This is a genomic window from Pedobacter sp. W3I1 (assembly GCF_030816015.1).
GTDB lineage: Bacteria > Bacteroidota > Bacteroidia > Sphingobacteriales > Sphingobacteriaceae > Pedobacter.
In genome coordinates, this window is sequence record NZ_JAUSXN010000001.1 from 24,736 (window position 1) to 40,586 (window position 15,851).

At 38.3% G+C, this 15,851-nt stretch carries 17 protein-coding genes; 8 read left to right on the plus strand and 9 right to left on the minus strand.

Features of this window, described 5'->3' with window-relative positions; all coding sequences use genetic code 11:
• Positions 1 to 72 precede the first annotated feature (72 nt).
• The 3 genes from QF042_RS00130 to QF042_RS00140 all read right to left on the minus strand — a co-directional run bounded on the left by QF042_RS00130 (position 73) and on the right by QF042_RS00140 (position 1,763).
• A complete protein-coding gene (locus QF042_RS00130; protein WP_307524113.1) occupies positions 73 to 573 on the minus strand; it encodes a MarR family winged helix-turn-helix transcriptional regulator in 501 nt (166 codons plus the stop codon).
• Positions 573 to 1,076: a GNAT family N-acetyltransferase gene (locus QF042_RS00135; protein ID WP_307524115.1), complete on the minus strand. Its 504-nt coding sequence runs from the start codon at positions 1,074 to 1,076 to the stop codon at positions 573 to 575. Before QF042_RS00135 ends, QF042_RS00130 begins: the two co-directional genes overlap by 1 nt.
• A 114-nt stretch (positions 1,077 to 1,190) precedes the next feature.
• Entirely contained in the window at positions 1,191 to 1,763 is a 573-nt protein-coding gene (locus tag QF042_RS00140) for a TlpA disulfide reductase family protein (protein WP_307524118.1), read from the minus strand.
• Positions 1,764 to 1,948: 185 nt separating this feature from the next.
• On the opposite strand from QF042_RS00140, the gene QF042_RS00145 reads away from it, so the two are divergent.
• Positions 1,949 to 2,281, plus strand: coding sequence for a hypothetical protein (locus QF042_RS00145; RefSeq protein WP_307524120.1), 333 nt, complete (start codon positions 1,949 to 1,951; stop codon positions 2,279 to 2,281).
• A gap of 112 nt (positions 2,282 to 2,393) precedes the next feature.
• Positions 2,394 to 4,706, plus strand: a complete 2,313-nt coding sequence (locus QF042_RS00150) for a TonB-dependent receptor (protein WP_307524122.1) — start codon at positions 2,394 to 2,396, stop codon at positions 4,704 to 4,706.
• 270 nt (positions 4,707 to 4,976) lie between these two features.
• Here the strand turns inward: QF042_RS00150 and namA are convergent, their stop codons facing one another.
• Complete coding sequence (namA, locus tag QF042_RS00155) at positions 4,977 to 6,056, minus strand: NADPH dehydrogenase NamA (protein WP_307524125.1); 1,080 nt, start codon at positions 6,054 to 6,056, stop codon at positions 4,977 to 4,979.
• Positions 6,057 to 6,278: 222 nt separating this feature from the next.
• On the opposite strand from namA, the gene QF042_RS00160 reads away from it, so the two are divergent.
• From QF042_RS00160 to QF042_RS00180, 5 genes are all read left to right on the plus strand, one after another.
• Positions 6,279 to 7,106: an ATP-binding cassette domain-containing protein gene (locus QF042_RS00160; RefSeq protein WP_307524127.1), complete on the plus strand. Its 828-nt coding sequence runs from the start codon at positions 6,279 to 6,281 to the stop codon at positions 7,104 to 7,106.
• A gap of 3 nt (positions 7,107 to 7,109) precedes the next feature.
• Complete coding sequence (locus QF042_RS00165; RefSeq protein ID WP_307524129.1) at positions 7,110 to 7,928, plus strand: hypothetical protein; 819 nt, start codon at positions 7,110 to 7,112, stop codon at positions 7,926 to 7,928.
• Between the two features lie 17 nt (positions 7,929 to 7,945).
• Positions 7,946 to 8,320 (plus strand): GntR family transcriptional regulator, encoded by a 375-nt coding sequence (locus tag QF042_RS00170; protein ID WP_307524131.1) that lies wholly within the window; start codon positions 7,946 to 7,948, stop codon positions 8,318 to 8,320.
• A 4-nt stretch (positions 8,321 to 8,324) separates the two neighbouring features.
• Complete coding sequence (locus QF042_RS00175; protein WP_307524134.1) at positions 8,325 to 9,170, plus strand: hypothetical protein; 846 nt, start codon at positions 8,325 to 8,327, stop codon at positions 9,168 to 9,170.
• Positions 9,171 to 9,432: 262 nt separating this feature from the next.
• Complete coding sequence (locus QF042_RS00180; RefSeq protein ID WP_307524136.1) at positions 9,433 to 10,419, plus strand: alpha/beta fold hydrolase; 987 nt, start codon at positions 9,433 to 9,435, stop codon at positions 10,417 to 10,419.
• A 100-nt stretch (positions 10,420 to 10,519) separates the two neighbouring features.
• Here the strand turns inward: QF042_RS00180 and QF042_RS00185 are convergent, their stop codons facing one another.
• The 3 genes from QF042_RS00185 to QF042_RS00195 all read right to left on the minus strand — a co-directional run bounded on the left by QF042_RS00185 (position 10,520) and on the right by QF042_RS00195 (position 13,303).
• On the minus strand, positions 10,520 to 11,410 hold the full coding sequence (locus tag QF042_RS00185) for a DUF6263 family protein (RefSeq protein ID WP_307524138.1): 891 nt from the start codon (positions 11,408 to 11,410) through the stop codon (positions 10,520 to 10,522).
• A gap of 15 nt (positions 11,411 to 11,425) precedes the next feature.
• On the minus strand, positions 11,426 to 12,199 hold the full coding sequence (locus QF042_RS00190) for a zinc-dependent peptidase (RefSeq protein WP_307524140.1): 774 nt from the start codon (positions 12,197 to 12,199) through the stop codon (positions 11,426 to 11,428).
• Between the two features lie 78 nt (positions 12,200 to 12,277).
• Positions 12,278 to 13,303 carry a Gfo/Idh/MocA family oxidoreductase gene (locus QF042_RS00195; protein ID WP_307524142.1) on the minus strand — a complete coding sequence of 342 codons (1,026 nt, stop codon included), beginning with the start codon at positions 13,301 to 13,303 and terminating at the stop codon, positions 12,278 to 12,280.
• A 105-nt stretch (positions 13,304 to 13,408) separates the two neighbouring features.
• On the opposite strand from QF042_RS00195, the gene QF042_RS00200 reads away from it, so the two are divergent.
• Positions 13,409 to 13,753, plus strand: a complete 345-nt coding sequence (locus QF042_RS00200; RefSeq protein WP_307524144.1) for a hypothetical protein — start codon at positions 13,409 to 13,411, stop codon at positions 13,751 to 13,753.
• A 550-nt stretch (positions 13,754 to 14,303) separates the two neighbouring features.
• Here the strand turns inward: QF042_RS00200 and QF042_RS00205 are convergent.
• A complete protein-coding gene (locus tag QF042_RS00205; protein ID WP_307524146.1) occupies positions 14,304 to 14,981 on the minus strand; it encodes an OmpA family protein in 678 nt (225 codons plus the stop codon).
• A gap of 175 nt (positions 14,982 to 15,156) precedes the next feature.
• Entirely contained in the window at positions 15,157 to 15,849 is a 693-nt protein-coding gene (locus QF042_RS00210; RefSeq protein ID WP_307524148.1) for an ABC transporter ATP-binding protein, read from the minus strand.
• Positions 15,850 to 15,851 lie beyond the last annotated feature (2 nt).

Here is a 15,851-nt window from a genome sequence, read left to right on the forward strand (position 1 = left end):
AAAATAACAAAATCATTGGTTAACCTTCTCTGTCATTCATTCTCTAATTCAATCATTTTCCCATTCCATCACTCAATCCTTCTCTCCTTCAATCATTTTAATGTAAACCTCGGCCCTTTGCAGAAAGCTTTTTTCTTTTAATGCTGCTTCAACCTCGTTTATGGCTTTCATTAAGTTATTCTGGGTATTTGTAATATCGGCTGTGGCTTTAATAATTACTTCCCATACGGGTTCCATGGTAGCAAGAAGTGCTGTACCCTTTTCTGTAAGCTCAACCAAACGTTTACGGGTATCTACCTTATCCTTTTTAGAACGGATCAGTTTCTCTTTCTCCAGCTCTTTCAATAAACTAATGGTCGATGGATGTGCATAACCAATTTCATCCGAAAGGGAAACCACACTCATGGTCGATTTTTTATACAAGGTATAGAGCACAGGAAACCATTTGGGTTGAAAATCGATTCCGAAAGCTTTATAAATCAACAGGCCATCTTTACGGATCTGATCGCTGAGCCTTTGCAAACGCGTAGAAATGGCCAGTAAACCAGACGCATCAATTACATTTTGTTCCATTAAACAGATTTTAAATCCAAGCCATAAAAAACATTATCAACAGCCATCCGAGGGAAGTAAACCGGCAAATCTTTCATTTCAACTTGCTTAAATCCATTACGTTCATAAAAGCGACAGGCGGCCTGCAATATGTCTTTAGTACCCAAATATACCTCATTCAGGTTGTTATCCGCGCAGTAGGCTAAAAGCGTTTTCAATAAAGCCTGCGCTACTCCCAATTCTTTTCCGCGGAATTCTTTTTTAACAAACATTTTTCTAATTGCACCAGAATGATATTCGGGAACAGCAATTAAGGCAATAGTCCCAATGAGTTCGCCGTTCAGTTTGGCACCCCAAAAGGCTCCTCCAGAGCCATCGTAATTTTTCTCGATATCCAATAAATCTGGCTGTGCAGCCAAATCGATATCCACATTAAATTCTATCTGTTGGATGGGTAGGATTAATCCGATAATCGCTTCGCAGAATTGATTATCTAACCGTTCAATTTTAAAGTCGTTTTGCATCGCTAAATCTTATTCAACAAATATATGTAGTTAACTACGTATATTGCAAATAAAAATATCATTTTAACCTCAAATTTCAGGAAGGGTTAGGAATGTTTTAGTTATTGGAGAAAGTTATTTTGTGTTCTTTAATTTATTGAGAAAGCCGACAATCTTCTTATCTGCATAGTTAGCTACGCCTTCATGCTTGAAAGACAATCGACCCTGTTTATCAAAAATAACGGTTGTTGGTAAAGCGCCCGCAAATATTTGCTCAGGAATATTACTTTCTACTTTGTAAACAGGCATGTCGTATTTACGATCTTTCATAAACCGGGTCGACTTCGGCAACATTCCATCCGCATCGGCAAAGATGAAAACTATATTTTTATCATCTTTAAACTGAGCATACAATTTGCTGATCGATGGCATTTCAGCTCTACATGGCGGACACCAGGTTGCCCAGAAATTAAGAAAAATAATTTTGCCTTTTAAATCACCAAGATCAATCAAGTTCCCATTTATGTCCTTAAACTGGATTCCGTTAAGGCTCGTCGCAGTTTCTTTTGGTGTCTCAACTTTTGGACTATAAAAACCGATTTCCATTAAGCCTTTAATTAAAAATGCTTTCGCATCGGGCACAAAAACGATTACCAAAAGGATAATGATAAATAATGCATTGAATATATTTCTCTTGATAAACTTCATAATTTGCTGACACCCCTTATTGCAAATAACAACGAAATCGGTGTACATGTGGTATGGTCAAATTTATGATTAACCATACGCTCCTTTTAGTTAAACCATTGATTAGATCGAGAGTCATAACACCATAAATACAATGTTACTTTGTAAATATATATAATTGCTTAGGAATTACTACTTTTGGCCTGTTGAAAAAGCATAGACAAAACATTAAGAAATATTTATCGGCATTTATGCTGGTCGTGTTTGCTATTGCTTTAACTCCATGGAGTGTCCTTCACCACCACAACCCTCTTCCTGTTGTACAGAAAGAGATCAACTGCAAGCATGTTAGTCATGTGCAGGCCCATGGCGATACCTGTTTGATCTGTAATGCGAGTTTTGAAAAAAACTATGTACAAACACACCACATTTACAGGATCTTCTTATCAGCCAAAATTTTCAGCCGTACAGACCCTACATTAAAGAATGCCTTTACCGAAATAAAGCGCGCTTGCCTGCGTGGTCCCCCTTTAGCCTAATTTTTTCTTTTCAAGCGCATTTGCGTTAATCAAATTTTTACATCAGAAACTAAAACTGGCTTCAAACAAGCTATTGTTTTGGGTTTTCTACCATTTTTATTTACAACAACACATGAAAAAATTACAGCTAATTGGTCTAGTCATTCTATATAGTCTATTAAGCAGTACTGCCTTTGCCTCCGTACTAAAAGATATAAAAGGTAAGGTTATTGATGCCAGTACTAAACAAACGTTGCCAGGCGCAACCATTTTCATTCCTGATTTAAAAGTTACAGCAGTAACCAATAATGATGGAGAATTTACGATTAACAACCTTCCATCAAAAGGAAGTTACCTCGTTGAGGTACATTACGTTGGCTATAAAACAGCTACGCAGGTGGTAAACTTTGCCAGTGCAACCGGATTAGAATTTTCTCTGCAACCTACAGCAATAGAGACCAAAGAAATTGTAATCACCGGAAGTTTGATCAGCAGCACAAGCAAAAGAAATAGTGCTTCATCCGCAGTTATCGGCAAAGATCAGCTTTTACAGCCCTCTACCAATTTAATCGATGCGTTGACTAAAATACCAGGGGTATCTCAAATCACCACCGGTCCTTCTATTTCCAAACCTGTAATCAGAGGCTTGGGTTACAACAGAATTGTAACTTTAGATGATGGGATAAAACAACAAGGCCAGCAATGGGGCGATGAACACGGTATTGAAATCGATCAGTTTAAATCAGATCGTGTAGAAATATTACGTGGCGCAGCATCGTTAATGTATGGTTCTGATGCGCTTGGTGGTGTAATTAACTTATTAGAGCCAAGTACTGCTCCGGAAGGACAAATTAAAGGTGAATTTATCACCAACTATTCTACAAATAATGGCCTTACTGCTAATTCGTTAATGTTAAATGGAAACGAAAACGGATTTGTTTGGAGAGCCCGTGGAACCTATAAAAATGCTTACTCCTTTAAAACACCAACCGGTTATTTTCCTAATTCGGGCTTTAACGAAACCGATTTAAGCGGTATGGTGGGTCTAAACAAAAGCTGGGGTTACACACATTTAAACGTTTCAAATTTTCATAATAACATTGGTTTTTACGAGCCAACTTTAGATGACAATGGAAATTTTGTAAAAGAAGACGGTAGCGCTTTTACCAACGACGATTATAAAAACCGTACTTTAGCATATCCTCGTCAGGATATCAGACATTTCAAAATTGCATTAAACAACAATTTCATTATTGGTAACGGCAATTTGAAGGCTGATTTTGGTTACCAACAAAACCAGCGCAGGGAGTTAGACGGACCAGATCCTGCCTTATTCTTCGATCTTAAAACCTACAATGCAGACCTGAAATACTATATCCACGAAACAAATGGATGGCAACCCGTTTTAGGTGTAAGTGTAGATGATGCACACAGTCAAAACAAAGGAACAGAATTTTTAATTCCAGCCTATGATACCTTTGGATTAGGCGTTTTTGCCTTTGCGAAGAAAAACTGGGAGAACAGTACCTTTAGCATCGGCGCACGTTACGATTTTAGAAAAAACAACGGAAAACAATTGTTTGATGATGGCGAAGAGCTTTTTGCACCTTTCAAAAATAAATTTTCAAATGTAAGTGGTGCACTGGGTTTTACGCACCAATTTAACGAAGAGTGGAACTTTAAAGCCAACGCAGGTTCAGCTTTCCGTGCACCAAATCCAGCAGAGCTAGGCTCAAATGGCGTACACGAAGGTACATTTAGATATGAAATCGGTAATTCTGGTTTGAGTCCTGAGCGCAGTTACCAGGTAGATGCAGCCTTAGAATATGAAGGAAAAATTGTGAGTGCAAGTGCCAGCATTTACAACAACTACATCCATAATTATATTTATGCATCAAACAATGGCGAACAAAGAGAGGCTGATGGTACGCTTTTCGACGTTTACCGTTACGGACAAGTGAATGCGAATCTTTATGGTGCAGAAGCAAGCTTAACGATCCATCCGGTTCCATTTATCCACTTCGAAAATACCTTTGGATACGTTCATGCACAGAACAATACATTAAACAGGCCGCTTTCATTTATTCCTGCCGGTACGTTAAGAAATGAGTTACGTTTTGAGCCGAAACTTAAAGGAACAAACGATGCTTATCTATCTGTTGGTATTAACTCGGCTTTTAAACAAACCCGCGTAGATGATGTTTTTGAAACACCAACCAGTGGTTATACCTTGTTAAATGCAGGAATCGGTGCTACATTTAATTTAGGCAAACAGCCGGTCAAACTATCTGTTTCGGCTAACAACCTGTTAGATCAGAAATATTATGATGCGTTGAGTAGATTTAAACCAGGCCGTTTTGATCAGGAAAATCCTAATTTGGGCGTTTACAATACAGGCAGAAACATCACTTTCGGATTGTATGTTCCTTTTACGCTCGTAAAATAAACCCACAAATACCATTTACAGACAGAAAGCGGGGTTGATCAATAAGATCACTCCGCTTTTTGTTTAAGTACACCTTGGTTCTATAAATCCTCGTGATGAAACCTGTGCACTAGATACAATGATTGGCGATGATAAACCTCAAGAGGTCGTCATTTCGAGCGAAGTGTAAACGCAGCCGAGAAATCTGCCTAAATAGATCTCTCTCCCGAACGTTCGGGACTACGCTTCAGTCGAGATGACGTCCTATTTATTTGAGGTTGTTACCCCAAATCACTTCTTAACCACTGTCCTTTTAGCCCGAACATATTGATTTGGCCATTCCGTATCATCGCCCAGTACCTGCGCCGCATGCGTAGGGAAATAAGCATCACGTAGCGATTCGCGGGCAATAAAAATCAAATCTGCTTTGCCTTGTTCTAAAATTTCTTCTGCTTGCTTTGCCTCCACAATCACGCCTACCGCTCCCGTGTAAATACCAATTTCATTTCTAATTTTATCAGCAAAAGGCACTTGATAATTGGGACCTGCTGGAATAAACGCATCAGGTACATTCCCTCCAGATGAGGTATCTATTAAATCCACACCGCGATCTTTTAGCACCGCTGCTAACTGTAGCGAATCATTTTCATTCCAACCGCCTTCAGTCCAATCAGTAGCTGAAATACGCACAAATAAGGGTAAATTTTCTGGCCATACCGATTGCACCGCTTCAACCACATCAATCACCAAACGAATCCGGTTTTCGAAACTTCCGCCATAAACATCAGTCCGTTTATTACTCAGCGGACTCAAAAACTCGTGCAATAAATAACCATGCGCAGCATGTATTTCTACCACTTTATAACCCACAGCTATGGCACGTTTAGCTGCTGCCCGGAAGGCAAAAACAATATCCTGAATTTCTGAAATCGTTAATTCATGCGGCTCCACCTGCCCTGGTTTAAAAGGAATGGCCGATGGACCAACAGGTTTCCAGCTATTTTCGCCAGCGGCAATTTGTTCACCACCTTTCCAGGGCACCTCGCAGCTGGCTTTTCTACCGGCATGCGCCAATTGGATGCCCGCAATAGCACCATTATTATGAATAAAAGAAACAATCTGTTTCAGTTTATCAATATGTTCATCTTTCCAGATGCCCAAATCGGCATAGGTAATTCTCCCGTCAGCAGTTACCGCAGAAGCTTCCTGGATAATCAATCCTGCTCCACCGACTGCACGACTACCTAAGTGCACCAAATGCCAATCGTTGGCAAAGCCATCAATGGCAGAATATTGGCACATTGGCGAAATAACAATTCTATTTTTTAAGGTTACATCCTTTATGGTAAAAGGAGAAAATAATTTAGACATATCGTGTGATTTGCTTTTCCACAAACATACAATCTCCAGCTAAGGATGTTTTAATGCAACAATTATTAGACTGATATTTTACCTTCCCGTGGCGGAGTGCGCGGAACTATGGGCCTGAAAACGCCAACCGCTATTCGCTTACCGTTAAACTTTTTTCAAAATAATTTGGAGATCATCAAACAACATCATACATTAGTGTATTATTTAACTAATACAGTAGATATGATCAATATTAACAATCTTAATTTTGGCTACAGCAAGCATAAGCCATTATTTAAAAATATGAGCATGCGCTTAAGCAACGGCCATATTTATGGTTTGCTTGGAAAAAACGGAGCTGGTAAATCGAGCTTATTAAAAAACCTGGCTGGTTTGGTGTATGCGCAAAGTGGCACCTTGGAGGTAATGGGTTATGATCCTGCGAAAAGACAGCCTGCACTTTTAGAGCAGATCTGTTTTATTCCAGAAGAATTTTATTTACCATCGGTAAAAATTAATACCTATATAAAAGCGAATGCCCCTTTCTATAAAAACTTCGACTACAACTATTTCAATGATCTGATTAAAGAATTTGATATTCCGGTTGAACAGAAACTCATCAATATGAGTTATGGGCAGAAGAAAAAAGTGATTATCGCCTTTGGATTGGCTACACAGGCTAAACTGGTCATTATGGATGAGCCTACAAACGGTTTAGATATTCCATCAAAAGCGCAGTTTAGAAAAATTATGGCTTCTGCGATGACAGATGAACGTTGCATCATCATTTCTACCCACCAGGTTAGGGATTTAGACAACCTGATAGACACCGTAATTATGCTTGATGAAAATGATGTTGCACTTAAGGCTTCGGTAGAAGAAATTACTGCAAAATTAACTTTCAAAAAAGTAAAGGAAATCGATGATAGCATTATCTATGCCGAGCCTTCACTTTCGGGCTATAATGTGGTAATGCCCAACTACCACCAGGAAGAAAGCAAATTAGATATGGAACTTCTTTTCAATGCTATACTCGCCGAAAAAATCAAATTTAAACCTTTATTCAGTTAAGCGATGAACAACACATTTAACATTAACAGATTTGGCTTATTGCTTAAAAGACAATGGCTTGACTTTGGAAAAATTTACCTGATCAGCCTTGTTGTGCTGTTGGGAATAGTGCTAGGTTTTTATAGTTATAATATTCCATCGCCACTAAAAGACAACAATTTTGATTACGATGGCAATCTCGATATGCGGTTTCGCTACCCTCTATTCCTCATTTTAGGATTCATTTTCATCAGCATTGTAGCGAGTAGTTATTTTAATATCCTCGGACAAAAATCGAGGGCGATTTTAGAGTTGATGACTCCCGCTTCAGTATTCGAAAAATTTCTGGCAGGTGTAGTTTACACCGCAATAATAAGTTTGTTTAGCTATCTGTTGATCTTTTATTTAACAGATTTGGCCTTTGTAAAATACTTGAACAGTCACCTTGACGCCTTTAAAGGCCTCTTGCCAAAAAATGGAGCTGTTAGGGAAGTTGAAACCATTACTTATCAGGTATTTAATGATGAGGGATATAGAGAATATTGCGGTTACTTCTTCGCTTTTCCCTTCCTTATTACCAGCGTGTTCCTTTTAGGATCTGTTTACTTTAACCGCTTCCACTACATCAAAACCGCACTTTCTGTAATGGTCTTCGCAAGCTTAATATCATATCTGATTGTTAAGATTTCGGTGTGGTTAATGGAAAACAAAGTTGCAATCCACCATAATTTCAGAAAAGACGATAAAGACTGGGTACTGCTCTCAATTCTGTTGATCACAAGTATCCTTACTTTGATTATTTGGACAATTACCTACGTTCGACTTAAAGAAAAAGAAGTTTAATTTTAAAAGGTATAGATATGGAATTTAGAGACAATAAGGCGATATACCTTCAAATTGCAGAATATGTTTGCGAACACATTTTGTTAGGGAAATGGAAAGCCGAAGAAAAAGTTCCCTCCGTGCGGGAATTGGCCGTTGAACTGGAGGTGAATCCAAACACGGTAATGCGAACATACGAACTGTTACAGAACAAAAATATCATCAACAATAAAAGAGGTATCGGATTTTTTGTCAGTGATGATGCCATCGGCCATGTAAAAAGCTATAGAAAAGTTTTATTTATGGATGATGAGCTTCCGGTAGTATTTAGGAATATTTATTTATTAAATATTGGCTTTGATGAATTAAAGAGCAAATATGAAACATTTGTAAAAGAAAATTTTAACGCTTAAGGATATGAAAACAAGTAATAAATTATTAATCAGCCTCGCGGCACTCCTACTCATCATACCGATTATAGTTGTTGCCATAAATGTAAAGCTGAATTACAAAGAAAGAGGAATTGAAGACTCATATTTGGGGACTCAAGAAATCAATAACGAAACGTTTGATCAAAAATCGAAAGGCAGGGTAACTATTCCTGTACAAACACCTTTTAAGGCTATTCAGTTTAAAGACGCAAAAGGTTTTAATGTTCAACTTTTTATAAAAGAAGACAATAGATATGGACTTAAGGTTCCCGAAAAGTTTAAAAACGATTTAAAATTTGAAGTAGACGCCAATGGAGTACTTCAAGTTACAATTAAGAATTTTAATGATGATAACGGAATTGAAAAAGTTGTGCTTGTGATCTATTGCCCTAAGATCAATAAGGTTTCGGTTGCAAAATCAGGTATTTTTGAATTTAGTGCCTATGCTGATTCTTTAACACTTGATGTTGATCATAGTGAAAGTTTATTTTTATCAGGTAACATTACCTACAACGATTCCAGAGGAAAAGTTATAAACGTAATCAACCCAACCAAAATCGGGAAACTTTACCTAAACCTAAACAGCACAACGTTTAATGGTTATACAAATGCATTTAAGGACTTGTACGTTACAGCAAATAAATCAGCGATCGAAATTGGAAATGAAGATGATAACAAAGAATTCCCCTTCGATAATCTGAATATCAAAACAACAGATACATCGAGTGTAAAATTACAAAACGTTAAAGTGAAAACCTTCACAGGCGATTTTTCTGATGCCACGACCCTGCAGATTCCAACACCACTGCTTAAGCAGCTCTTTAAGAAATAATTTATGAAGGCTGTATCATAATGTTAATTCAGATCTGTCACGTTGAGCCTGTCGAAACGCTTTATCACAAGCAATAAACAGGTCCTTCGGCAAGCTCAGGATGACAACTCTGTATTTATGATACAGCCAATTTTTATGCTTTGAGCTATTTACATCCCCCTTTTATCAGGCTTTGCAAAAAGGGCATGATTTTTAAGCTAACTAATTGGCAAAAGTTTAACTTGGGCCAATTAGCTTTTTAGTTTTACATCATTACCCCATTATGAAGAGATTTTTTCTTTTATTTGCCCTCAGCCTGTGCGTTTTTAATCATGTACAAGCACAAAAAACAGACACCTTATCCATCACGCTTGATAACGTTAAATACCCATATCCGGTTAAATATTTCCCTATCAATACCGAAGGGCAAGATCTTAAAATGGCTTATATGGATGTTGCGCCAACCGCAGCTGCCAATGGAAAAACAGCAATTCTTTTCCATGGAAAAAATTTTGGAGGTTATTACTGGGGCAACGTAATTAAAGCCTTAACCAATATTGGCTATCGGGTTATTGTACCCGATCAGATTGGTTTTGGTAAATCATCTAAAGCATTTATCCACTATAGCTTCCATCAAATGGCTACCTGGAATAAAAGACTTTTAGATACACTAGGCGTTCAAAAAACCGTAGTTTTAGGCCATAGTATGGGCGGTATGCTGGCTACACGTTTTGCATTGATGTACCCGGAAAAAACCGAAAAACTCTTGCTCGAAAATCCAATCGGACTGGAAGATTATAAAACTTTCATTCCTTATATCACCACGGCGCAACAGTACCAGACCGAACTTAAAACCACAGCAGAAAGTGTACGAAAGTATTACCAGGGCTCTTACTTTACTTATTGGAAACCCGAATACGAATACCTGGTGAGTATTGCAGGAGGGGTAACTAATAGTTCTGATTACCCGCGATGGGCTAAAGTAGCCGCACTAACTTATACCATGATCTATGAACAACCTGTGGTATACGAATTTCAGAATTTAAAGGTACCCACTGTTTTATTTATCGGTAAAGAAGATAAAACTATTGTTGGCAAAGGATTGCTTACGCCCGATCAGCAGGCTTTACACGGGCAATATAAACTTTTAGGGAAACAGACCGCAGCCAAAATTATTGGCGCTAAAATTATCGAATTTGATGCCTGTGGGCATATTCCGCATATTGAAATTCCGACGGAGTTTTTGGTGGCATTAACTGGTAGTTTGTGATATAAATATTTTGAGTGACGTCATTCCCAACTTGATTGGGAATCGTAATGCAATAAGCTTTAAGATTCCCGCATACGCGAGAATGACGACAACACTAAATCTAATTAACCTCTTTCCCTATAACTTTATTAATGCCCTGCATTTCGAAATCAATGTTCTGTCCCATTGATTTCATTTTACCATAAAGTTCTATGCGGAGGTGGCTATTTAATACAATTCCGGTTTTCATATCAACTGAAGTCTCTCCGGAGTTGGTCCCTTGTAGATCAGTTTCCATTTTGTTGCCCATCACTTCAAAATTCCCTTTCGATACGAGGGTACCCTTTACGCCCAATATGGCAATGCCATCTTTCACTTCTTTCAATGTGTATTGTGTAATCGTTTCAATGGGCATACTCATCTGCATTTTGGTATCAACCGTCCAGCTGTCGCCTATTTTAACGGCTTTATCAGGGTAAATTTTAAATGACGATTCCATGGTCTGTTTCACCACCTCGTTGCTAAATTGTTTACTTAAAGCATTTTTAATCTGTTTAACCTCACTGATATCCTTAGTCATCCTTGCCGCCATATTATCGAGCATTTTATCTATACCTGCCACTGTTTTAATCCCTCCGTTTGGGGTTACAGTCATATAAAAAGAAGCACCCTTTAAACCACTAAAGGGATTCTTTTTGGTGCTATCCTGATCGTCTGAATTAAGCGTCATAGTGTTCCCCATCGCAACCGATTTCATAAAAATTCTGTTGTAAGTCACTTTCACATCCTTTTCGCCGCTATGACCTTCTGTAATATCAAAAGTATAATCTGTTCCAATGCTTTGCGTTAAATGTACATCGCGACCAGCAATTTTCTGGTTAATAATCTGTTCGGAAGTGAGCGAGAAGTCGTACTTATAGCCCGTTGGATAATTTTGTCTTAGCACATAGGTTTTCTGCGCAAAGGCATTGATGACTATCAAACTACAGATGATTGTTGCAAGTATTTTCATTTGATAATTTATTATTTAACCCGCAGGGTGTTGCGCAAAAATGCGACTTAGCTGAAAATATAATTCCGGATGTTTATCCCTTAACTGTTCAGGTTTTTCAAAGAAATATTCAGAAACCACGGCAAAAAATTCGGCCTGATTGGTGATGGCATAAGGATTAATATCTGATTTATTGTCTTCAATTTTTTCCATTTCTTCATGCATCATCTTAATCCAGGGCAAAGTATATTCATGAGCAATTAAATTCTCCGGTACACCATCTGTTGCCCCATCAGATTTATCCAAAAGGTGTACAAATTCGTGTATAGCTGTATTTTCTTTGCCTGCACTTTTAGAGAAACCATGACGCAGTGCCGAACGCGATAAAATCATCTGTCCGTTCATATAACCTGTACCCACCATGCCCATAATATTTCTTTCGCCACCTTCAAACTGAAAATCTTTGTTGAAAGTATCAGGATACAATAAAACGCTGGTTAAGTTTTTGTATTGCCAATCGTCGAAACCAAAAATCGGAATCACAGCGCTCGAAGCAATCAGCAATTCATCTAAAGTGGTCATCTCCAAACCTACCGCTTCAATTTTAACCGTACTGAAAAATGCAGCCACTTTTTGCTCAAACTTAAGTTTATCAGTCGAATCGAGATTATGGTAATACCCTACATAATCATCCAGTATCTTTTTGTCCATATCCGTTAAAGGATCAATAGCAACCTTCTTTTTTTTAAGGATGAGATAAAGGGCAATTAAAAAAATAGGAATTAGGTAAACAAATGGCAGCGAGTTCATAGAAAAGATTACACAGATTTAAAGGATTACACAGATTAAAGGGATTTGGGATGATTACACCGGTTTAAAAGATGACGGCTAGCTTTCGATAATTTCTAATTGAGTTAATACATGCTCGCGTGTAACCGGATAAGGTTTGTTGTTGGCTATCGCCTGATAAATGGCTTCGAAAAGCGGTAAATAACTTCCTACTTCTGATGGGATTTTCTCCTCGGTCTTATTGCCTTCAGCATCAATGGTGGTTAATAAACCATCTTTACTTTCCGATTCAATGCCGTAAGCCGGATCGGTTAATTTCATACCGGCCAGTAATTGTTCTTCCTGGATATCGGTTCTTTGTTTAATAAAGCTGCCATTTACACCATGTAAAACAAACCCTGGCTGTGGATTTACCACCAACATGCTTGAGGTTACAAAAATATTTACGCTATCGGGATAGCTCAATTGGATCGAGAAATAATCGTCGACCAAAGTACCTACCCTATTTTTACCTAAAATTTTATGGAAACTTAATGGTTTGCCAAATAAACAGATTACCTGGTCTAACAGGTGTGGGCCTAAATCGTATAAAAGTCCGCTGGCCTCAACCGGGTTTTCTTTAAATGCCTTCGGCCCAATTACGTTGCGGTAGCGATCATAACGCAAATGAACTTCAACAAGCTTACCCAATTTACCGCTTTCAATCACCTTTTTGACTGAGGTAAAATCACTGTCCCAACGGCGGTTCTGGTAGAAAAAGATTTGCTTCCCTACACTATCGGCAAGTTCAAAAAGTTCTTTTGCCTGTGCAACTGTTGCCGTAAATGGTTTTTCAACCAGAATATGTTTATACCTGGTTAATGCTGCTTTCGAATGTTCGTAATGCAGGTTGTTGGGGGTATTTATGACCACCAATTCTATTTCCTCATCATTCAGGAGTTCATCAACACTATTGTAACTTGTAATATTTGGGTAATCATTCACTGCGTTTTTATGGCTGCGTTCTACTATAGCCTTTAAATTGAATCCACTATGTGCCTGTAAAAAAGGAGCGTGAAAAACCTTCCCCGACATGCCATAAGCTAATAAACCCGCATTAATTGTTTTATTGATATTCGTATCCATAGGTTATAAATGTAGCTAAAAATACAATTACGATTCAAGCTTTAATGTTAAAACCGCAAAGCTTTTACTTAGGCCTTACACCTTTTTACCTTATCTTTGCAAGATATGAAGCCGTCGGAGATTAATGCCAAGTGGAAAGTTTTACAGGAAAAGATTTCAAAGGAATTTGATTCAGATTTCCCTGATTTAAAAGTAATGCTTTTTTTAATCGGTGTTCAGGAGCTGGGTAAAGGGCCAAAGAAATACAGCAAACGTCAAAAAGAAGAGTTGATGCACATTGCTACCTGTCGTTTATTAAGCGAAATGGGATTCTATGAGTTAGAGGGCTTAGATCAGGATGGCTGGCCGCACTGGAAATTAATCAAAGCCATTCCACCTTATACCATGCTTGAGCAGGAAATGCTGATGAGATCGCTTGTGGTGAGCTATTTTGAAGATATTTATTCGTAAATTCTATCGTGCTGTCAGATGTTACCATCTGACAGATTTCATAACATGTAAGATTCTTTCTTTTTGGAAAGCAAGGCCATTTACATCTATTTAAGTTAGTCGGGCTTTTCGCTATATCTTCCAATCCGATGAAGAACCGGGATTGGAAGGATGCCGCTTCAATCCCGTTTAGGTAATTCTGCCGGTGCAGCTATTTGGAGTTGCAGGGTACTACAGCACCAAACCCAAGTTAATTAAACCTGATAGAAACGGAAAGCCCGTAACGCAGTGAAGGCTTGAAGTGGATAGCAGGACTATCTTAACCGATATCCACAGGAACCTGCTTTTCAAAAACAACAAAATAATTTTATTATTCTTGACTAATCTTTTTTACTGTTTGGTGAGCCACTAAACATGGAATGCATAAAAACTCATATAGTGTCAGATGGTAACATCCGACACCACAACTATCCTCCGTTAGATGGCAACATCAGACAGCACAAAAAAACCCCGGGGTTGTACACCGGGGCTGCGTTTATAATGACCTCATAGGTAGAGGGGATTTGCGATATTATCCTTGTTTCTGTGCAGTCGCTTTTAATGCATCGTTTGCAACGATTACAATCTCTACGCGACGGTTAGCTGCACGGCCGGCATCAGTTTCGTTATCTGCAATTGGTTCAGCAAAACCTTTACCAATAGTAACTAACCTTGATGATGGAACACCTTGAGAAACGGCATAAGCTTTAACGGCTGCTGCTCTTCTTTCTGAAAGGCCCATGTTATATTGTTCGGTACCGCGACTATCGGTATGGCCGATAATTTTGATGTCAGTATCAGGATATTGATTTAACGAAGAAGCTAAACTCTGGATATTTGTTTTAGCCGCTTCTTTCAAAGCCGTTTTATCGAAATCGAATAAAATACCACTGTCGAACTTTACAATAATCCCTTCACCTTCACGAATAACTTCTGCGTTAGGAATAGCTTTCTGAATTTCAGCTGCCTGTCTGTCCATTCTACGGCCGATAAAAGCTCCCGCTGTACCGCCAATAGCACCCCCAATTAAAGCACCTACTGCTGTATTACCGGCTTTTTTACCGATCAATGCACCAATAACACCACCAGCTGCAGCACCAATACCCGCTCCTTTTTGTGTTTTAGTTAAACTATCACAACTTTGGAATGCCATCGAACCTACCGCTAACCCTATACTTAATGTCGCTATTCTTACTTTTGAAATACTCATAATAATCTAGATTTATAATTCTACACGTAACATTCAAACACAATGCCAAAAAGTAACCGGATTGTATTTTCTGTCTATTTTGCCCGAATTTTACCACAAACGCGAATGATACACATAAAAAAAGAGTCCCGATAAATGGAGACTCCTCTATAATGTATCATTCTTAGTACAAAAACTAGGCAGAGAAATAACTTTCTAATTCCTTCAATGTATTTTCGTCTGTTTTAAAATCTTTAATTACCCTACCTTTTTCAACCAAAATAATCCGGTTACAAACGTCGGTAACATGATTTAAATCGTGGCTGGAGATAAAGGTAGTCATGTTGCCTGTTTGCTCTTTCAGCAGTTTCTTTAACCGGATCTGTGTAGTTGGATCAAGGTTGGCAAAAGGCTCATCTAAAATTAAAATTTCTGGCTTCTGCATCAGGGCAGCCGCAATACCAACTTTATTCTGGTTTCCTTTACTAAAATCGCGAATGTATTTTCCACTGTTTAAAATTTCGCCATTAAAAAACTCACCGTATTGGTTCAGGTAAGCCGAAACATCGGCCACACTTAAATTGTGTAAACTGCCAATAAAAATAAAATACTCCTCAGGAGTTAGGTAATCGATCAGAAAACCTTCATCCAAAAACGATGCGGTATAGTTTTTCCAGTTATCGTTATGCATTACGTTTTCGCCCTTCGATAAAACCTCACCATTGGTCGGACGGATTAAATCTAACAGCATTCGGAAGAAAGTGGTTTTACCAGCGCCGTTATTTCCTACCAACCCAACGGTTTCACCAGCGGCAATCTGCAAATCTTCGATGTTTACAACGGTTTTATCGCCATAATTTTTTTGTAAATTCTTAACTTCTAAAATCATAA